The sequence below is a fragment of the Acinetobacter rongchengensis genome, assembly GCF_003611475.1.
GTDB classification, from domain to species: Bacteria; Pseudomonadota; Gammaproteobacteria; order Pseudomonadales; family Moraxellaceae; genus Acinetobacter; species Acinetobacter rongchengensis.
Genome location: NZ_RAXT01000009.1, coordinates 69,151 through 88,364, shown reverse-complemented (window position 1 = coordinate 88,364; position 19,214 = coordinate 69,151). Strand labels below are relative to the sequence as shown.

The following is a 19,214-nucleotide window of genomic DNA, read 5'->3' as shown; positions in this document are numbered from 1 at the left end:
AAAAGACAAAAACGAACAGACTATAGGATAACAATCATGAATTTACAAAATCCCAAAAAATTTAAAGTGCTTTTAGATCAAGCACATGAAACTGCAATCAATGTACTGCGCCCTATTTCACGTAAATATGACAAGGCAGAACATGCTTACCCCAAAGAATTGGATATGTTGGCATCACTACTCGATGGTATGAATGATGGTGGTGAAGGACTGAATGCAGGTGCTGCTGTGAATGTCCGTGGTGATGTTCAAGTAGGTAATAAAAATGGCGTCAATATGAGTACGGCATTAAGTATTATTGAAATGTGTTATGGCGATACAGGTTTACTACTGTCTATGCCACGCCAAGGTTTAGGAAATTCTGCTATTGCCGCTGTTGCCAATGATGAACAACTAGAACGCTTCAAAGGTACATGGGCTGCGATGGCCATTACAGAACCAGGTTGTGGCTCTGATTCTGCGGCTATTCGTACTACTGCGACCAAAGATGGCGATGATTATATTCTCAATGGGGAAAAGATTTTTGTCACCTCTGGCGAACGTGCTGACTCAGTTGTAGTTTGGGCAACTTTAGATAAAAAACTTGGACGAGCTGCAATTAAATCTTTTGTGGTACCGAAAGGCACACCAGGGATGAAAGTTGAAAGACTAGAACATAAATTGGGAATTAAAGCTTCTGATACTGCTGCAATCAGCTTTATTGACTGTCGTGTTCCCGCTGCTAATTTACTGGGAAATGCTGAAATTGATGTTGCCAAAGGCTTTGCTGGTGTGATGGAAACCTTTGACAATACTCGACCTTTGGTTGCTGCAATGGCGATCGGTTGTGCCAAAGCATCTTTAGAACGGATTAAAGAAATTTTTAAAGATGAACTTGACCCAGATTATGCAACACCTTATTTACAAACTTCGAACTTGGCAGCACAAATTTATCGAATGGAAGCAGAATGGGAGGCTGCACGTTTATTAACCATAAAAGCGACATGGATGGCAGACAATAGAAAACCGAATTCACGTGAAGCTTCAATTGCCAAAGCCAAAGCTGGACGCATCGGCAATGAAATTACCCTAAAATGCGTGGAATTGGCAGCAAGTGTTGGCTATAACGAAACAGAATTGTTAGAAAAATGGGCTCGTGATTCAAAAATCCTCGATATTTTTGAAGGAACACAGCAAATTCAGCAATTGATTATCGCGCGCCGTGAATTAGGTAAAACTTCTAGCGAGTTAAAATAGTTTTTTGCTTATTAAAGAGCCCTAATTACCAAACTAAATTATAGGAGTAGGTTTTGAGAAAGTTTTAAAACTGACAAACTTTTAACCAGTTAAATTTTAAACTCACCACAAGAGATGATTTTTTTGCTATAAAAATTCATCTCTTTTTGAATTGATTTTCATATGTTTAAAATTAGGCCAATTCAAGCCAAGGATAATGCAGCAATCGCTCAAATTATTCGTGATGTTTCTCAAGAATTTGGTTTAGCACCTGAATCAGGTTTTGCTGTGGCAGATCCAATTTTAGATAATCTATATGATGTCTATAATCAAGCGAATGCGCAATACTGGGTCATTGAAGATGAAACTGGGCGGATTCATGGGGGTGGCGGGCTTTCACCATTAGCAGGTGATGCAACTATTCTTGAAATTCAAAAAATGTACTTCTCCCCTGCAATACGTGGTTATGGTTTTGCCAAGCAGATTCTTGAAAAAAGTTTTGAGTTTGCCCAGCAACAAGGGTTTCAATCATGTTATTTAGAAACCACCAAAGAACTTTGGCAAGCTGTTAAACTTTATGAAAAATTAGGTTTTGAGCATTTAAAACACCCCAAAGGCAATACTGGACATAGCCATGCTTGTGAAATTTGGATGTTAAAAACGATTAAATAAAACACGATTTTCAATTTAGAGCATTCATAAATTTTAACGCTATTGGTCGTGTTTATTCAGAAATATCAGAAAGAGAATCATATGTTTATTGCCATTTATCGTTTTAAGATACATGTAGGAATGGAAGCTGATTTTATACGTGCATGGAAAGTACGTACCGAAGGTATTTATCTATTACTCGGTTCATTGGGTTCACGGCTGCATAAAGAGACTAAAACGGACGATTATATTGGCTATGCACAATGGCCTACACAGGAAATTTGGGAAAATACTCAATTTAATCTGCTAAACAGCGATACTTATCCCGATTATAAAAAGGCAGGTGAAATGATGAAGAAAACAATCAAACATTCAGAAACAATTTTAGAACTTGAGGTTGAAGCCGATTATCTACACAAATTTCCTTTTGCATTTATTTAGACTAGAAATATGTGTGTTTTCATCATCAATAATGATCAGATATAAAAATAACCTTATGGACATGATATGCATCAACTGATTAACTTATTACAACCACAGCGTTTAACAGAAATTGTGGATATTGGTGCAAATCCTATAGATGGTGATCCACCTTATAAAACACTTTTACAGTCAAAATTATGTAAAGTTACAGGTTTCGAACCTCAACCTGAAGCTTTGGAAAAGCTCAATCAACAAAAAACTGAATTAGAAAAATACCTCCCCTATGCAATTGGTGATGGCAATCAACACACTTTAAAAGTGTGCCAATATTCAGGTATGACCAGTTTACTTGAACCTAACCCAGACACATTTGACAATTTTTTAGCATTAAAAGCCAATGCAACTGTCTTAGAACGAGTTTTTATTTCTACCCATCAGTTAGATGATATTGATGAAATCCAAGTAGTTGATTTTTTAAAAATCGATATACAAGGTACTGAGCTTTCTGTTTTTCAATCAGGCAAACAAAAACTTAGCAATGCTGTTGCAATACAAACTGAAATATCTTTTATTACTCTCTATGAAAATCAACCCAGTTTCGGAGAAATCGACATTGAGTTGCGTAACCAAGGGTTTATACCGCATTGTTTTGCAGCTGTAAAAAAATGGCCAATCTCACCTTTTACCTACCAAAATCAACCTTTACGTGCAGTCAACCAATTACTCGAAGCGGATATTGTGTATGTGCGAGATTTCACAAAGCCTCAAAATATTAGCGATGAACAATTAAAGCACCTTGCATTGATTGCCCACTGCTGCTACCAATCATTTGATTTAACGCTACGCTGTATTGATTTATTGGAACAACGTGCTGCTCTTCCTGCACATTCTCAACACGTTTATATCAATATGTTGAATAGCACACAGCATGCCTAAAAAATACGCATAGTCGCAAACATAGACGAATTGTCAACAGACCCTAAATAGATGGTTTTAAAAAGTCAAAAAATGATCACAATTAATCAGGAAAGGAAACTTCTTATCAATAAATGTTCATCACAATTCGACTTACACAAAAAGCCCAGTATATAAAAACCTAAGCTTTTTATAAGACGAAGGTTCTGTTATACAGTTGTATTTAAAGTCATATATTTATACGTTGTGCCAAATTAAAGGAACATTTAAATCATGTTGTATTTAGAAGATATCAATATCGGTGATCATTTTGTTAGCCGTGAATATGAAATGACACTTGAAGAAATTTTGGAATTTGCTCAAAAATACGACCCGCAAGTTTTTCATACCGATATCGAAAAAGCCAAAGATCATCCTATTTTTCAAGGTCTGGCAGCAAGTGGATGGCACACCTCTGCTGTAACCATGCGTCTTTGGACAGAATGCTTCCCTGTTGCTTATGGTTTAATTGGCTCTGAATCAAGTTTGAGATGGCCTAAACCAACCCGCGTTGGCGATAAAATTCATGTTGAAGTCGAAATTGTTTCTATTACGCCATCAAGAACTAAAAATGATCGTGCTATTGTGACTTATGTGACTCAGGCGAAAAATCAACACGGTGATATTCTGCTGATATCAACCACAAAAATTGTGGTATTCAAACGTCATTTTGATGCTCATTAATTCTAAATTTGTCTTACAATATTTAGAATTTTTTAGATATTCCATGACAATATAATTCATTAAAGTGAAGCACATGTTGAGAGCAACGGATAGCAAATGAAGACAGTCTCAGGTCGCCAAGATCAGGGAATTCCTGGTGTATATGGACTATTATTATTAGATATTGTTTCTCGTTGGGGTTATAGCGCAGAAACACTTTTTGCACCTTTTAACTTTACCAGTGAACAATTGGCAGAGCCTGAATGCAGGATTCCAACGCCTCTTGCCAATGAATTGGTGAAGCATGCATTAAAATTGACTGGGGAAACCACCCTTGGTTATCACTTGGGTACGCAAATGCGTATTTCAATTCATGGGTTTATTGGCTATGCCATCATGACGGCTCACGATATTACCGATGCATTGGTGCTCGCAAACCGATTTATTCAGTTACGCATGCCCTTTTTACAATTGTATTTCTCTACTTTTGGCGAAAAAGCCACACTACAATTGCAGTGTGATATCGACATAGAACCTTTACGTACAGAAATCGTTATGGGCTTAACCTTTGGTATCATGACGATGGCAAAGGCTTTGACAGGCATAGAAGAGTTACACGGCGATATCGATTTTGATTTTCCAAAACCAGAAGGTTTTGATAAATATATGGTTAAATTGGCGTCTCGCTATAACATGAGCTTTGACCAACCTCATCTTATTGCTAGTTTTGACAAGGCTTATTTAGGTTTGAAAATGGTCAATGCAGACCCGATTGCCAGTCAAATTGCAATCAACCAATGTGAAGCTGAGCTTTCTGCATTGGGTGAAAGACGTCGTTTGGCGATGCGTGTACGTGATATTTTGACCCATTCAGAACAACATTATTTAAGTATTGAAAATGTAGCTGACCGGCTACATATGTCAGATCGAACCCTAAAGCGGCAGTTGGCTGCTGAAGGCACTTCATTTTCAACATTGGTGGATGAAGTTCGTTATCGACATGCAACATCGCTACTCTCACGAACTGACTATACACTTGAGCAAATCGCAGATGAATTGGGCTATAGTGATGTCGCAAATTTTAGCCGAGCTTTTAAGCGTTGGAGCGGCCGTAGTCCGAGCAGTTGGCGTAAAGATCCGTATTTATAAGCATTATTTGCTTGAATGAATAAGGTTATCAGTATCTCTGCTTTTTGTTTTCACTGAAAAACCTGTATAACGCTTAACAAAAACAAATTGTCATATTAAGGAGTCATTATGAATCATCCTTCAGATTTGAAGTATGCAAATACACATGAATGGGTAAAAATTGAAGGTGATCTTGTGATTACTGGTATTTCTGATCATGCCCAAGATGCGTTAGGTGATTTAGTTTATGTGGAAATGCCAGAAGTAGGTAGCCATGTCACTGCAGGTGCACAAGCAGGTGTGGTTGAATCTGTGAAAACTGCATCAGATATTCATGCTCCCGTTTCAGGCGAAGTCGTTGAAATTAATACAGCTTTAGAAGATGATCCTGATTTCGTCAATGACGACCCATACGGCAAAGGTTGGATTTATAAAATCAAACCTGACAATATTGCTGATGTTGAAAAATTACTCAGCAATACTGAATACGAAGCAGGTTTATAATCTTTTATTCAAGATAATAATAGTGCTTTAAAAAAGATCAGACTCATCTGATCTTTTTTTTTGCAAAAATTTTCAAGTTAAGCTGTGCGTAATAATGGTTTCGTGGATAATTGTTCAGCAAGATTCAACAACAATTGCGCTGTTTTTTCCCATCCTAAACAACCATCAGTCACCGACTGACCATAAGTCATATCACATGAAATCTTTTGGTTTCCATCTAGTAAATGACTTTCTAACATCACACCACGTACCTGTGTTATGTGTCTTTCTGCAATAATCTGTTGTAGAACCAAAGGCTGTTTAAGTGGATCTTTTGCACTATTGCCATGACTACAATCAATCACCAAAGCAGGTAAATGACCTTGATATTGGTCTCGAATATGCTGAATAGATTCAGCATCATAATTGTGCCCATGGTTTGCGCCACGTAAAATTAAATGGGGTAAAGGATTACCCTGACTTTGCAAAATACATGGTGTACCTTTTTGACTCATTGCCAAAAATTGATGCGCATGACTGGCAGATTGAATCGCATCCATTGCGATTTGAATTGAGCCATCTGTGCCATTTTTGAAGCCTATGCTGAAAGGCATATGACTTGAAATTTCACGATGAATCTGAGATTCACTGGTACGTGCACCAATTGCACCCCAAGCCAATAAATCATCAAAATAAGCTGTCGCCATCGGACTCAAAATTTCACTGGCAATTGGCAGGCCCATTTCAATAATGTTTAAATAAAGTTGGCGTGATTTTTCTAGGCCCAATTGCATATTAGATGAACCATCAAGATTTGGGTCATATAAAAAACCTTTCCAGCCGATTGTAGTTCGTGGTTTTTCAATATAAGCACGCATTACTAAAAAGATTTGATCTGAAATTTTACTTTGAATTTGTTTTAATTTTTCTGCGTATTCGAGTGCTGCTTTTTCATCATGAATTGAACATGGCCCAGTAATCACCAATAAACGAGGATCACTACCATTGAGTATATTTTGTATGGTTTGGCGTTGTTGTGCAATTTGAACCGCCAAGCGATGACTTAATGAAAATTTTCTTTTCAAATCGTTTGGTAAACTAAGTTCAATTTCTTGGCTTTGATTTTGTTGTAAAGCGATATTTAAAGCATTCATGATGTATTCCTTTGGACTCTCGACAGTCCTTACTTTTATTTGAGCGTATGTGATCTATTCGAACGTGGCTGACCAAAATAAGTCCAATAAAAGTTGCTAAAATATAGGTTATTCAATGTCATCATGATGTTCTCCAAATGTCTCAAATCAAAAAGTTTATAAAATAAAAAGGTATAAAAAAACCTGATCGGTGTTGCCGATCAGGTATTAACTTTGATGGGCAACTAATTCATTGCCCGAACGACTTCAGGCAATTATCTAAAGAATTGCCAAAAATAATAAGAAGTAGCGATTAATGGTTGCTTTAACATCTTCATGTCGTTCGTAAAATCTGTATTAAATTCACAATACTCTCTGTTCACAGACTTTACAAGCGTTTTTTCATGTTTTTGATGGGTTGAGGAGAATTATCGATACTTAAATTTAAGCGATTTTGTTGGAAAAAATTCAATTTAACCAACCTTTAATATTTAAGCCCAATCATTCTTATTAAATATTTTTATAAAACAGTTATTTAAAATAGTTAAAAGGCAATTTTAAATAACTGATCCCATTCGTTTCTGGCATTGGAAACTGTCCACCTACCATATTAATTTGAATAGCAACTAACATCAGTTTAGGCATTGATAAGCTTGCATCACGTTGTTCACGCATTGTGATAAATGCTTGTTTATGAACACCGCTATGGATATGAATATTTTCCATCCGCTGTGTTTTTATATCTGTTTGACACATATAGTTTTGCCTAGCGTTGGCCAATTCAGGTAAATAGTCATGGCACAAATACATGCGCATATTTTCAGGTAATTCAAAAATGTGTTGCACAGAATCATAAAGTTGAGATGCACTTCCTTTAGGGAAATCACATCGAGCAGTTCCATAATCTGGCATAAACAGCGTATCGCCGACAAAAACAGCATCACCAATCACATAACTCAAACACGCTGGTGTATGACCAGGTGTCGGAATGTTATATGCCTCTAACGCCCCTATTTTAAAAACTTCTTGATCTTTAAATAGATAATCAAATGCTTGACGAGCATTTAATGATTTAATATCAATATGATAAATATGAGAAAACGTATCCTGAACAATTGCAATTTTTTCACTCATTGCAATTTTCCCACCTAACTGCGCTTTTAAATATTGTGACGCCGTTAAATGGTCTGCATGAACATGCGTTTCAAGGATCCACTGTACTGTTAAATGCTGTTTTTGAATGTAATCAATGATTTGATCTGCATGATGGGTTGATGTGGTTGCTGATGCTGCGTCATAATCCAAAACACTGTCAATAATTGCACAACACTGCGTCTCAGGATCGCTAACCACATAACTAAAGGTATGGCTCGATTCATCAAAAAAATCTTGCACCAATGGACGAATCATTGCTTATGCTCCTGCGACCTGACGCTGAATCAATATACCCAGTAACATGGCGACAATAAAATACAGCACTTGTGCATAGCCCAAACCAATCAGTGTCAAAGCGGGTGCGGGGCAAATCCCTGCAATTCCCCAACCGATACCAAAAATAAAAGCACCCGAAACTAATTTTTGATCCAATTGAGTCTTTTCAGGAAGTTGAATCGTTTCATTAAAAATCGTCACAGGCTTGCGTATGGCTTTTTGAAGAGGAAAAAATGCTACGGCAATCGCGCCAAGCATTACAAATGCTAAACTGGCATCCCAATCTCCCAATAAGTCTAAAAAACCAATGACTTTCGCTGGATTTGACATACCTGAAAGCATAAGCCCTATTGAAAATAATCCACCAAAAACCAAAGCTAAAATATTTTTCATAGCGCAACACCTATCACATGACGAATAACATAAACCGTTATAAATCCAGCCAACATAAAAATACTCGTTGCAACAATAGAGCGCTTAGATAAGCGACTGATTCCACAAATTCCGTGCCCACTGGTACAACCTGAGCCTAAGCTGGTGCCGAATCCAACCAATAAACCCGAAAAAATTAAAAGGATTGGACTCGTAACCACCATGGCAATCTGTGGTTTAAAAATCCATCCATAGAAAAATGGAGTGATCGATAAACCCAATAGAAACCATATTGCAGGTGTTTTGAACATCGTTTGTGGATTCAATACCTGAGCAATTAAGCCGCTAATCCCTGCAATTCGACCATTGCAAAATAAGTAGCCTACAACAGATATTCCGAGTAAAAGCCCACCCAAGAACGCCAATAAATAATCGTGCATATTTTAAAATTCAAACAATATATGTTTTAATAATATATATATTTATAAACTAATCAATCCATTTTCAAACTTTTTGAATGTTTCATCAGCTTCAAGTTGCAGTCATTCGATTGACCGCAATCAAATCAATTGAATCATTACATTTTTTTCTTGTGCTCTAACGAGGGTTATTAATCCCTAAATCATCGACTATTATTTAAACAAAATAATGAATTTAAAGGTTTTTTTATCATTTAATTTTATAGTTCTATGTTAGTTGTTATTGCAAACAGCTGATTTATATTCGTAAAAATTAGCTAAACTGTTCTAGGACTTTATCAACAAACCATTTTGGAAAATATTCTACGGCTGGATTGAGTTTTAACACTTCTGCTTTTTCGATTTCGGCAATAAAGGCTGCTTTTTCACCATGACTTGAATTATCAAAAATATACGCACGATCTGAAGCTTCTATCGCAGACATGAGCAAATCTAAACTGCGATAATAACGGTCACGAATTTTTTGCTCAGGTACAGCATGTCCACCGACCTGTACCCGATAATATACTCGACCTATATTAATTTCAGGATCTACCGTTGCCACATAATATAAATAGGTTTTAAAGCCTTGTTTCTGCGCTTCTTTTAGAAAATCGACTTTGCTAATATGTGACATCACCGTTTCAAAAGTAAAACTGATTTTTAATTTTAAAAACTCCATTCTTATAAAGTCGATAATTCGAGCGCACAGATAGGAATCTATTTCTTGCTGTTCAAAATAAACAGAACCATCACTTAGAATTTGCGGATTAATTGATAATAATGGAATAAAATCATTGGCTTGCTTTCGTTTCTTCTGTTTTAAAAATTGAATCAGTGTATGTGTATTTAAATCTGGATGATAGTTTTCTAATCTTAAAATTTGCGATTGCTTTAAATCTTTTTCTAATTCATCTGCGTTTAAATAAGCCCCAATTTGATGAGGTGCTAAATAATCTTTAATGGTACTTTTACCAGAACCATTTGGCCCTGCAAACATACGAATTCTAGGTTGACGCATAGACGCTTATGCCATCACCTCTTGTTTATTTTTACGTTTGAGCACACTGCGTTTAAGTTGCGGAACAACATAAGCTTTGGATAAATCTTTAACAATGACTTTCTGCCCTTGTTGTACAGCGATCAACTTAAAATCTTCTGCATAAACAACTTGCTGTTCAGATTGGATAGCATGCTCAAATGCATCAGAAAAAGACTGAATGGCCAATTTAGGAATGGTTGCTTCTTCACGTAATGTCGTTTTCATTACGGTCATGCTTGTTGAAGTGCTCATATTCTACTCCAGCATCTAATAATTAGATGTTTAGTTGATCTTATCATAATCCACATTTTTGTCTATTTTGTAGCATTGACTATTGTTTGTTAAAGAATAGTCGAAAAAGTTCAAGCAAAGAAAATAGTATAAAAAATACAGTATATAATGCTGCGTTTATACTTGCTTATACAATCATGGAAAGTAAATATGTCTAATGATCTTGAAGTTGATGTGATGCGGGAATCTGCATCATCTGTGGTCACTATTTTAAAATCTTTAGCCAATACAGATCGTTTACTCATTTTGTGCCATCTCGCGCAAGAAGAACTAAATGTTTCACAAATCGAAGAAAAGACTCAAATTACTCAACCTACGCTCTCTCAGCAACTGATGATGCTGCGTAAAAGTGATCTGGTTTTAACACGACGTGATGGTAAACAAATTTATTATTCGATTAAGGATGAGAAATTACATATTGTTCTCAACACTTTATATAGTTTGTATTGCCACAAGGCTTAATTCTTCTAAATTATATTTATTGACAACAACTTAGATCTTTAAGGGTTAATTTTAGCTACCTTCTTAGCATTTTTTATGCATAATATATATGAAAATGTGATAATGAAAATGTGATGCCCACTCGCAAGTTACAACTGAGTAAAATTCTCCCCGCATGGTTATGGTTACAAAACTATAATTCATCAAAATTTAGAGCTGATTTGCTTGCAGCACTGATCGTGATTGCAATGCTTGTACCGCAAGGTATGGCTTATGCAATGGTTGCAGGTTTACCACCTGTCATGGGTTTATATGCCAGTATCTTACCGATGATTGTGTATGCCCTGATTGGTGGAAGTCCAACACTGTCTATAGGCCCTGTTGCACTCATTTCCATGATGACTTTTGCAACATTGGAACCTTTATACGAAGTCGGCTCCCCTGTATATATTCAAGCAGCGTGTTTATTGGCCTTACTGGTTGGCATACTTTCAACGTTATTAGGCATTTTTAGATTTGGCTTTTTAATTCGTCTTATTAGCCATCCTGTCATTAAAAGTTTTATTATTGCTTCGGCAGTGTTAATCGCACTCAGTCAGGTGAAATTTATACTAGATGTGCCATTAAAATCAGGGGATATCATCGAGTTTTTGCAAAGTGCATGGCAATATTTAGCGCTGACCAATCTTGCAACATTTATATTTGGTATCGGATCAATTGTATTTTTAATCTATATTCCAAAGTTACTCAACTCATCGATTTTCAAAGCATTTTCAAACACTATGCAATTTTGGATTAAAGCATTGCCTTTATTGTTGGTCTTTATTTCTATCGCTTTAGTCCAGCTGTTTCATATCGATCATTTGGGGATTAAAACGGTTGGAGAAATTCCTTCAGGATTTCCACCATTAAGCATACCATTTTGGAATTGGGACTTAGTTTTAAAGCTTTTGCCCGGTGCAACCATGATCACCATGGTCAGTTTTGTTGAATCAATTTCAATTGCCCAAGCAACTGCTTTTCAACAACGTAGTGAATTGAATAGTAATCAGGAACTGATTGCGCTCGGTGTAGCCAATATCAGTGCAGGAATCAGTGCTGCATTTCCAGTAACAGGCAGCCTGTCTCGAACGGTTGTAAATGCTGATGCAGGTGCAAAAACCCCCATGGCTGGTGTTTTATCTTCGATCTTTATTGTCATTGTCAGTCTGTATTTTACAGGGCTATTCAAAGCATTGCCTCTTGCTATCCTCGCTGCAACAATCATGGTTTCCATCTGGAAATTGGTCGATTTTAAACCCTTTGTTGAAACGTGGCGCTATTCAAAAGCGGATGGTATCGCAATGTGGGTTACCTTCTTTGGAGTGTTGTGTATTGATATTTCGACAGGTTTAATCATTGGTATTGTTTCTACCTTTTTATTATTGCTATGGCGCATTAGTCGACCACATATCGCTGTAATCGGCCTAGTTGAAGGAACACAACATTTTAGAAATATTTCTCGCCATGATGTTTTAACCAGTGCCAATATTGTGTCTATTCGTATTGATGAAAATTTAACTTTTTTAAATGCCAATACCCTTAAAGAATTTGTGATTTCTGAAGTCAGTAAAAATTCAGATTTGCATCACGTAGTCATCAACTGCTCCAGTATTAGCAATATTGATTTGAGTGCTTTGGAAACTCTAGAAGAAATAAATCGTGAGTTGGATAAGCTCAAGATCCAATTGCATTTATCTGAAGTTAAAGGCCCTGTCATGGACCGCCTAAAGCAGTCTAATTTAATCAATGCACTGAGTGGCAAGGTTTTTTTAACACATTATCAAGCCATGCATCAATTAGATGCTCAAAGCTTTTATCATATTTAAAGCGATGAAATGGATTGATTTAGAAGCATTTTTTATTGTTAATTTTAGAAAAACTTGTATATTTTTTAATATTTTATTTTTTATCTAAAAATTGTATTTTTTATGTGATCCTGTTTAGGTATAGAATACTCAGCTTGTTTATTGATTTTAGGCCAGTTTAGGCATTAAGGTTCGGATATGTTCGCTGCCCTAGCACGTTTAAGTTTAGTTAGTCGTATTCTAATTGCAATTATTTTGGGCTTTTTAGTTGCCTATCTTTTTCCAAGTTCTGCTGAATATTTTAATATTTTAGGTGAATTGTTTATTAAGGCATTAAAGTCTGTCGCACCAATTCTTGTCTTTGTATTGGTTACGGCATCAATTGCCAATTTTAAAGTGGGTCAAGGTGCAGGAAACCTCAAACCTATTCTTGGTCTATACGCAATTGGCATGCTTTTGGCTGCGCTGAGCGCTATGGTTGCAAGTATGGCTTTCCCAAGTACTTTAATCTTTACCCATGCATCTGATGCAGCATTACAACCACCAGGTAGTGTTGCTGAAGTACTGAAAAACCTTTTATTGAGTTTTATAGCCAATCCAATCTCTGCTTTAGATCAAGCCAATTTTATTGGTATCTTGGCTTGGGCTGTAGGCTTAGGTGCAGCGCTTCGTCATGCTTCTGATACCACCAAACAAATGATTGTTGACGTGGCAGGTGCTATCGATTCAATTATTCGCATCGTGATTGCTTTTGCACCCGTTGGTATTTTCGGTTTAGTTGTTGCAACTTTTGCACAAGCTGGCTTAGAAACCCTTAAAAACTATGCACAACTGATTGCAGTTCTTGTTGGCACAATGATTTTTGTGGCACTTGTTATTAACCCGCTTATTGTTGCTTTTGTAATGCGTAAGAATCCATATCCTTTGGTATTAAAATGCTTAAGAGAAAGTGGTATTACTGCATTCTTTACACGTAGTTCAGCAGCGAACATTCCAGTTAACCTTGATCTTGCAAAACGTCTAGGTGTTTCAGATACAACGGCAAATGTTGCAATTCCATTAGGTGCAACAATCAATATGGCAGGTGCAGCGGTCACCATCACTGTACTCACACTAGCTGCTGTACATACGCTAGGCATTCAAGTTGACTTAGTGACGATGATTATTCTTTCAATTGTATCGGTTGTGACTGCATGTGGCGCATCAGGTGTAGCTGGTGGATCATTATTGCTCATCCCAGTTGCTTGTGGTTTATTTGGTATTCCTTCGGAAATCGCTATGCAAGTGGTTGCTATTGGTATGGTGATCAGTGTTTTACAAGATTCGACTGAAACTGCTTTGAACTCTTCTACTGATGTCTTATTTACAGCAGCAGTAGATCTTTCTAAAAAGTAATAAATCACTGGTGTTCGAATAAAAAGAAGGATTTATGCCATTACAGCGCTTACCCATTTGGATGCAATTCGCTGCTTTCATGCTCGCAGTCAATGCGGGCATGATTAATGTTCTCGGCTTAATTACTGTTCTACATCAATCTATTTCCCATATGACGGGTAATACCAGTTTATTGGCACAAGCAATTGTTCATCATCAAGCTGATACGATTTTTTATCTATTTTGGGTAATTTTAAGTTATGTACTTGGCTCAAGTTATAGTGGTTTTATTTTAGGCAATAGTCATTTTCAACTCGGTCGTAGATACGGTATTCCACTGAGTCTGGTTGCATTCTTTATCCTGCTCTGTTGGCTGTTTATTCCGCAATATCCAAGATATGCTCTGTTATGGGCAAGTGCTGCAATGGGTGTACAGAATGCAATGGTTAGCCATTATAAAGGTACAATTATTCGCACTACGCATTTATCAGGTGTCTTGACCGACTTAGGTTTGGCATTGGGTTATTTGTTCCGTGGTTTAAATGCTGAAAAACGCCGAATTACCTTACATTTATTGATTCTTCTTGGTTTTTTTCTCGGTGGAATCATTGCCAGTGTATTACATCCTTATTTACAATTGAATGCATTTCTTATTCCTGCGGGATTAAGTCTAATTTTAAGTTTAGTGTACTGGTTTGTTTATTTTCGGTATCGCACAATACACAGTTAATGGTTGGTTATTTTTATGGTGAAAAATGCACTACAAGCGCAGTTACTTAAAGCTGGCTTAGTCGATAATAAAAAAGCAAAGAAACTGTCAAAGCAAGCACAGCACGAGCAACGGACTGGGCAAAGTAATGAAGCTGAAATCAAAGCCAAGATTGAACAAGACAAGCAGCAAAAACTATCAAAAGACCAAGCATTGGACTTAGAAAAGAAAAAAATATTGGATGAAAAAGCGCTCAAAGCATCCATTATTCAAATGATCTCGCAACATAAAATCAGAGACACAGATGGTGAATCTGTTTATCAATTTATTGATGGTTCTATTAAAAAGATCTATATCAATCAGCAAGTTTATAATGCTTTGGTTTCTGGAAGTTTAGTGGTTGCAAAAGATGCCGATGGTTATGCACTTCTACCAAAAGCATTGGCTGATCGTATAAATGACAAAATGACCGGTTTTATTATTGTGAATAATTCCGAGAAAAATGAACAAACCACAGATGAAGAAGATCCATACGCAGCTTATGTTATTCCAGATGATTTAATGTGGTAATTCACCATCGATAAAAAATAACTCAACCTAGTGAAACAAGTTCACTAGGTTGAGTTATTTTCAAACAATTCTTGATCACTACTGATTTGTGTTGAAGTTATAACAAACTTCTACTTGGGAAATTAGGGCTTAAACTTTTACAATCTCGTCTGTATTTAAATACAAAACTAATTTTTTATTTCACAATAAAAAATGCAAAATAAATCTATAGAATAAATAAAGAGTGTTGTCATGCAAATATTAAAATATCTTATAACGGGCACTATACTTACAACGTCATTACATTGCTATGCAACTGTAGGTGGTGGACAAAATATCGAAGTATTGGGTTATGCAGCTAAAGAGCAAAAACTTTATCTTTTAAGGCATTATGAAGATGGTCGTGGCCGTTTACCACAATTGTATTATTACCAACTCAGCGGTAAAACACCTGAAAAACCAATAGAAGTTCGGTCTTTATATCTCAATCCTAAGACCCAAAAAGTTGATTATGATCAAGATGGGATTCAGTTTGAAAAAGATTTGGCTCAAATCAAAAAACGCCTAACACCATTGATTGTGAGCAATAACCAATCTGCAAAAATACAAATACTCAATCGGCGTACAAAACAAATCGCCGCTTGGTATGATCCTGGTGAAAAAATAACTGAGTATAGAACCACCTATAAAATTACTGCTCCTTCACATCAGAGTAAGAATCAAACTGCTGTAAATTACGATAACACATTAAAAATTACCCAAAAATTTATTGTTCCTAAACAAAATAAAAAGTTGGTTGTCATTCAATATTTAGGTATACCTTTTGAAACAGGCTACAACGTGGAAGATCCTGTTTTATTACTGCCTAAGAAATAAAGGACTTAAACACATGCTTCAATATTGATTCAGATAGATTTATTTTTCACAGAATAGAAACACGTAAAGCCTCGAAAAGAGGCTTTACTGTTAAACACAATTTGAGTAATCAATAATAGTGTTTATTTAGATGATTTTATTTAATGATTAAGCAGCTGAACGTTCTTCAATTGGTACAACTTTACGCAGTTCTGGACCAGTATATTCAGCGCTTGGACGAATAATACGGTTATCTGCACGCTGTTCCATCACATGTGCTGCCCAACCTGTTACACGTGACATCACAAAAATTGGCGTAAACAATTTAGTCGCAATATCCATAAAGTGATATGCAGATGCATGGAAGAAATCAGCATTACAGAAAAGTTTCTTTTCACGCCACATCACTTCTTCACAACGTACAGAAACAGGATAAAGCACTGTATCGCCCACATCTTTTGCTAAACGCTCAGACCAAATCTTGATAATGCCATTACGTGGGTCGTTGTCTTTATAAATCGCATGACCAAAGCCCATGATTTTTTCTTTACGCTCAAGTTTACCCAGCATTTCACGCTCAGCTTCTTCAGGAGACGTCCAGTTTTCAATCATTTCCATCGCCGCTTCATTGGCACCACCGTGCAATGGACCACGAAGTGAACCAATCGCACCTGTAATACATGAATGCATATCTGACAATGTAGATGCACATACACGTGCTGTGAATGTTGATGCATTAAACTCATGCTCTGCATAGAGAATTAATGACACATTCATCACTTGCTCATGCAATTCATTTGGCTTTTCGCCACGAAGTAAATGTAAGAATTGAGCACCGATAGAATCATCATCGGTATTTTCTTCAATACGTACGCCATCATGGCTAAAACGATACCAATAACAAATAATTGCAGGCAATGTTGCTAAAATACGATCGGCAACATCTTGCTGTTCATCAAAAGATTTCTCAGTTTCTAAATTACCCAGCATCGATACACCTGTACGCATCACATCCATTGGATGCGAGTCTGCAGGAATACGCTCTAAAACTTCTTTCAAAGCTTGCGGTAACTGACGAAGTGATTTTAATTTTGCTTTATAAGTCGCTAGCTGTTCTGCTGTTGGCAATTCACCAAAGAAGATTAAATAAGCAACTTCTTCAAATTGACAGTTTTCAGCGAGATCTTGAACATCATAACCACGATAGGTTAAGCCTGCACCGCTTTTACCAACGGTTGAAAGTGCTGTTTTGCCTGCAACTTGACCACGCAATCCTGCGCCTGTGAGTACTTTTCCTTCAGCCATTTTATTATTTCTCCTGGGTAAATAGTTTGTCTAATGTGTTTTCAAAAGTATGATAATCAAGGAATTCGTAAAGTTCTTTACGTTGTTGCATGCTATCCAATACATTGACTTGTGTGCCGTTTTCACGAATTGAGCGGAACACTTCAAGTGCAGCTTTTTGCATTGCACGTGTTGCCGAAAGTGGGTACAACACCATGCGAATACCCTGTTCAGCTAATTCGTCTGTCGTATAATAAGGCGTATCACCAAACTCAGTGATATTTGCCAATACAGGAACACCGACTGCATCGCATACGGTTCTGTACATCGTAATGTCAGTCATTGCTTCTGCAAAAATTGCATCTGCACCTGCTTCTACACATGCACATGCACGGTCAATCACAGCTTGTAGACCTTCTTTTTGTAAGGCATCTGTACGTGCCATGACAACAAAATTAGAATCAGTTTTTGCATCTACCGCAGCTTTAATACGATCGACCATCTCTTGTTGAGAAACGATTTCTTTATTTGGACGGTGACCACAGCGTTTTTGTGCAACTTGGTCTTCAATATGAACAGCCGCGGCTCCTGCGCTGATCATTTGTTTCACTGTACGTGCAATATTAAATGCGCCACCCCAACCTGTATCAATATCTACAAGTAATGGTGTATCTACACGTTCTGTAATACGACGTACATCTTCTAAAACATTATCCAGACTAGTCATACCTAAATCAGGCAAACCGTAAGAATAGTTCGCAACACCTGCACCCGAAACATAAATCGCCTTGTAACCGACTTGTTTCGCCATCATTGCTGCATAAGCATTGACTGTACCGATGATTTGTAATGGTTTTTCCACTTCGAGAGCTTGTCTAAATCTTAAGCCTGCAGATGTTTGTTCTGTCATATTCCCTTCCACAGCGGTCACTTATCTATTGAGTTCTTTGTATAGCCATCCTACTTTTCTGAAAAGTGGCTACAGACTGAGTGTACATAAAACTTTTCATAAAGAAAAATGAATTTTAATTCATTTTTTTAATTTATTGATTTTATTAATTATTATTTTTCATTTTTATATAACTTAAGATATTCATTGACATCTTTGTTATACTCGTAGCAACCCCATTTCTTTCGAAGCAGTATTTTAAAATTTATGCACAACGACTTAGCGCAAATCGGAACCCCATGCTGTGATTTACCACAAACTAAACGTGGTCATGAACGCCGTCTTGCATTATTACTCAGTGCCAATGAACTGTTTCTTGAGCGTGGGTATGATGCTGTTTCTTTAGATGATATTGTGCAACATGCAGGTGGTTCTAAAGCTTCAATTTATAAATACTTTGGCAATAAAGAAGGCTTATTTACAGCAATTTGTGATTATCGTTGTGAACAATTTTCGAAAGATATTTGTGAACCTTTTAATGTCAATACCGATGACTTACGTACCTATCTCATTCAAACATTAATGAATTTTAAAACACAAATATTACGTTTTGAAAATGCTGCTTTTATTCGTTTAATTTTAGAACAAGCTCAAAGAAGTCCTAAATTGGCTTTGTATATCCATGAACAAGGACCGAAGCATGTCCAACTGACCATTGCATCTGCCCTAACAAAAGCAGATGAATACGGTCTTATCGACTGTAAACAACCCATTTATGCAGCTCAGTTCTATTTTGGTATTATTCGTCATATTGAATGGCCTGTACTTATGAGTGTAGATATTCAAGATAATGATCAAGAAATATATGACTATTTCAGCTATTGTGTAGATCGCTTTTTGCAAGGTCATCAAAAAGTCTAGTTTTTTTGCATTTCCTTTTTCTTATAGTATAGTTAGTTCATTCCTGTTTTTTATTCACCAACCACCAACAATACATTGTTGGTCAATACCCATTGGCTTTG

Annotated in this window: 22 protein-coding genes; 14 read left to right on the top strand and 8 right to left on the bottom strand. The window is 36.6% G+C overall.

What is annotated here, in order from left to right:
- Window positions 1-36 precede the first annotated feature (36 nt).
- The 7 genes from D7V20_RS07065 to gcvH all read left to right on the top strand — a co-directional run bounded on the left by D7V20_RS07065 (window position 37) and on the right by gcvH (window position 5,538).
- Window positions 37-1,236, top strand: coding sequence for an acyl-CoA dehydrogenase family protein (locus D7V20_RS07065; RefSeq protein WP_120383605.1), 1,200 nt, complete (start codon window positions 37-39; stop codon window positions 1,234-1,236).
- A gap of 162 nt (window positions 1,237-1,398) precedes the next feature.
- The gene (locus D7V20_RS07060; protein WP_120383604.1) at window positions 1,399-1,887 is read left to right on the top strand and encodes a GNAT family N-acetyltransferase; all 489 of its coding nucleotides are present in this window, start codon (window positions 1,399-1,401) and stop codon (window positions 1,885-1,887) included.
- A gap of 81 nt (window positions 1,888-1,968) precedes the next feature.
- Window positions 1,969-2,307 (top strand): antibiotic biosynthesis monooxygenase, encoded by a 339-nt coding sequence (locus D7V20_RS07055; protein ID WP_120383603.1) that lies wholly within the window; start codon window positions 1,969-1,971, stop codon window positions 2,305-2,307.
- 66 nt (window positions 2,308-2,373) lie between these two features.
- A complete protein-coding gene (locus tag D7V20_RS07050) occupies window positions 2,374-3,225 on the top strand; it encodes an FkbM family methyltransferase (RefSeq protein WP_120383602.1) in 852 nt (283 codons plus the stop codon).
- A 252-nt stretch (window positions 3,226-3,477) separates the two neighbouring features.
- A complete protein-coding gene (locus D7V20_RS07045) occupies window positions 3,478-3,927 on the top strand; it encodes a MaoC family dehydratase (protein WP_120383601.1) in 450 nt (149 codons plus the stop codon).
- Window positions 3,928-4,023: 96 nt separating this feature from the next.
- The gene (locus D7V20_RS07040) at window positions 4,024-5,055 is read left to right on the top strand and encodes a helix-turn-helix transcriptional regulator (protein WP_120383600.1); all 1,032 of its coding nucleotides are present in this window, start codon (window positions 4,024-4,026) and stop codon (window positions 5,053-5,055) included.
- Between the two features lie 108 nt (window positions 5,056-5,163).
- Complete coding sequence (gene gcvH / locus D7V20_RS07035; RefSeq protein WP_010111632.1) at window positions 5,164-5,538, top strand: glycine cleavage system protein GcvH; 375 nt, start codon at window positions 5,164-5,166, stop codon at window positions 5,536-5,538.
- Between the two features lie 77 nt (window positions 5,539-5,615).
- Here the strand turns inward: gcvH and D7V20_RS07030 are convergent, their stop codons facing one another.
- From D7V20_RS07030 to D7V20_RS07005, 6 genes are all read right to left on the bottom strand, one after another.
- The gene (locus tag D7V20_RS07030; protein WP_120383599.1) at window positions 5,616-6,671 is read right to left on the bottom strand and encodes a 3-deoxy-7-phosphoheptulonate synthase; all 1,056 of its coding nucleotides are present in this window, start codon (window positions 6,669-6,671) and stop codon (window positions 5,616-5,618) included.
- A 510-nt stretch (window positions 6,672-7,181) separates the two neighbouring features.
- Window positions 7,182-8,060, bottom strand: a complete 879-nt coding sequence (locus tag D7V20_RS07025; protein WP_120383598.1) for an MBL fold metallo-hydrolase — start codon at window positions 8,058-8,060, stop codon at window positions 7,182-7,184.
- A gap of 3 nt (window positions 8,061-8,063) precedes the next feature.
- Complete coding sequence (locus D7V20_RS07020; RefSeq protein WP_120383597.1) at window positions 8,064-8,474, bottom strand: DUF6691 family protein; 411 nt, start codon at window positions 8,472-8,474, stop codon at window positions 8,064-8,066.
- On the bottom strand, window positions 8,471-8,893 hold the full coding sequence (locus D7V20_RS07015) for a YeeE/YedE family protein (RefSeq protein ID WP_120383596.1): 423 nt from the start codon (window positions 8,891-8,893) through the stop codon (window positions 8,471-8,473). The genes D7V20_RS07020 and D7V20_RS07015 overlap by 4 nt, the downstream gene beginning before the upstream one ends.
- 292 nt (window positions 8,894-9,185) lie before the next feature.
- The gene (locus D7V20_RS07010) at window positions 9,186-9,932 is read right to left on the bottom strand and encodes a zeta toxin family protein (protein WP_120383595.1); all 747 of its coding nucleotides are present in this window, start codon (window positions 9,930-9,932) and stop codon (window positions 9,186-9,188) included.
- Between the two features lie 6 nt (window positions 9,933-9,938).
- Window positions 9,939-10,205, bottom strand: coding sequence for a hypothetical protein (locus D7V20_RS07005; protein WP_120383594.1), 267 nt, complete (start codon window positions 10,203-10,205; stop codon window positions 9,939-9,941).
- A gap of 189 nt (window positions 10,206-10,394) precedes the next feature.
- Between D7V20_RS07005 and D7V20_RS07000 the strand changes: the two genes are divergently transcribed.
- From D7V20_RS07000 to D7V20_RS06975, 6 genes are all read left to right on the top strand, one after another.
- Window positions 10,395-10,706, top strand: a complete 312-nt coding sequence (locus tag D7V20_RS07000) for an ArsR/SmtB family transcription factor (RefSeq protein WP_120383593.1) — start codon at window positions 10,395-10,397, stop codon at window positions 10,704-10,706.
- 113 nt (window positions 10,707-10,819) lie between these two features.
- A complete protein-coding gene (locus D7V20_RS06995) occupies window positions 10,820-12,553 on the top strand; it encodes a SulP family inorganic anion transporter (protein WP_120383592.1) in 1,734 nt (577 codons plus the stop codon).
- Window positions 12,554-12,730: 177 nt separating this feature from the next.
- Window positions 12,731-13,927, top strand: a complete 1,197-nt coding sequence (gene sstT / locus D7V20_RS06990; protein WP_120383591.1) for a serine/threonine transporter SstT — start codon at window positions 12,731-12,733, stop codon at window positions 13,925-13,927.
- A 34-nt stretch (window positions 13,928-13,961) separates the two neighbouring features.
- Window positions 13,962-14,636: a YoaK family protein gene (locus tag D7V20_RS06985; RefSeq protein WP_120383590.1), complete on the top strand. Its 675-nt coding sequence runs from the start codon at window positions 13,962-13,964 to the stop codon at window positions 14,634-14,636.
- Between the two features lie 15 nt (window positions 14,637-14,651).
- Entirely contained in the window at window positions 14,652-15,185 is a 534-nt protein-coding gene (locus D7V20_RS06980; protein ID WP_120383589.1) for a DUF2058 domain-containing protein, read from the top strand.
- Between the two features lie 231 nt (window positions 15,186-15,416).
- Window positions 15,417-16,040 carry a hypothetical protein gene (locus D7V20_RS06975; protein WP_120383588.1) on the top strand — a complete coding sequence of 208 codons (624 nt, stop codon included), beginning with the start codon at window positions 15,417-15,419 and terminating at the stop codon, window positions 16,038-16,040.
- A gap of 147 nt (window positions 16,041-16,187) precedes the next feature.
- Here the strand turns inward: D7V20_RS06975 and prpC are convergent, their stop codons facing one another.
- Together prpC and prpB are read right to left on the bottom strand one after the other, a co-directional pair.
- Window positions 16,188-17,324, bottom strand: coding sequence for a bifunctional 2-methylcitrate synthase/citrate synthase (prpC, locus tag D7V20_RS06970; RefSeq protein WP_120383587.1), 1,137 nt, complete (start codon window positions 17,322-17,324; stop codon window positions 16,188-16,190).
- 4 nt (window positions 17,325-17,328) lie between these two features.
- Complete coding sequence (gene prpB / locus D7V20_RS06965; RefSeq protein WP_120383586.1) at window positions 17,329-18,213, bottom strand: methylisocitrate lyase; 885 nt, start codon at window positions 18,211-18,213, stop codon at window positions 17,329-17,331.
- A gap of 246 nt (window positions 18,214-18,459) precedes the next feature.
- On the opposite strand from prpB, the gene D7V20_RS06960 reads away from it, so the two are divergent.
- Window positions 18,460-19,113 carry a TetR/AcrR family transcriptional regulator gene (locus D7V20_RS06960; RefSeq protein WP_120383585.1) on the top strand — a complete coding sequence of 218 codons (654 nt, stop codon included), beginning with the start codon at window positions 18,460-18,462 and terminating at the stop codon, window positions 19,111-19,113.
- The last annotated feature ends 101 nt before the right edge of the window (window positions 19,114-19,214 follow it).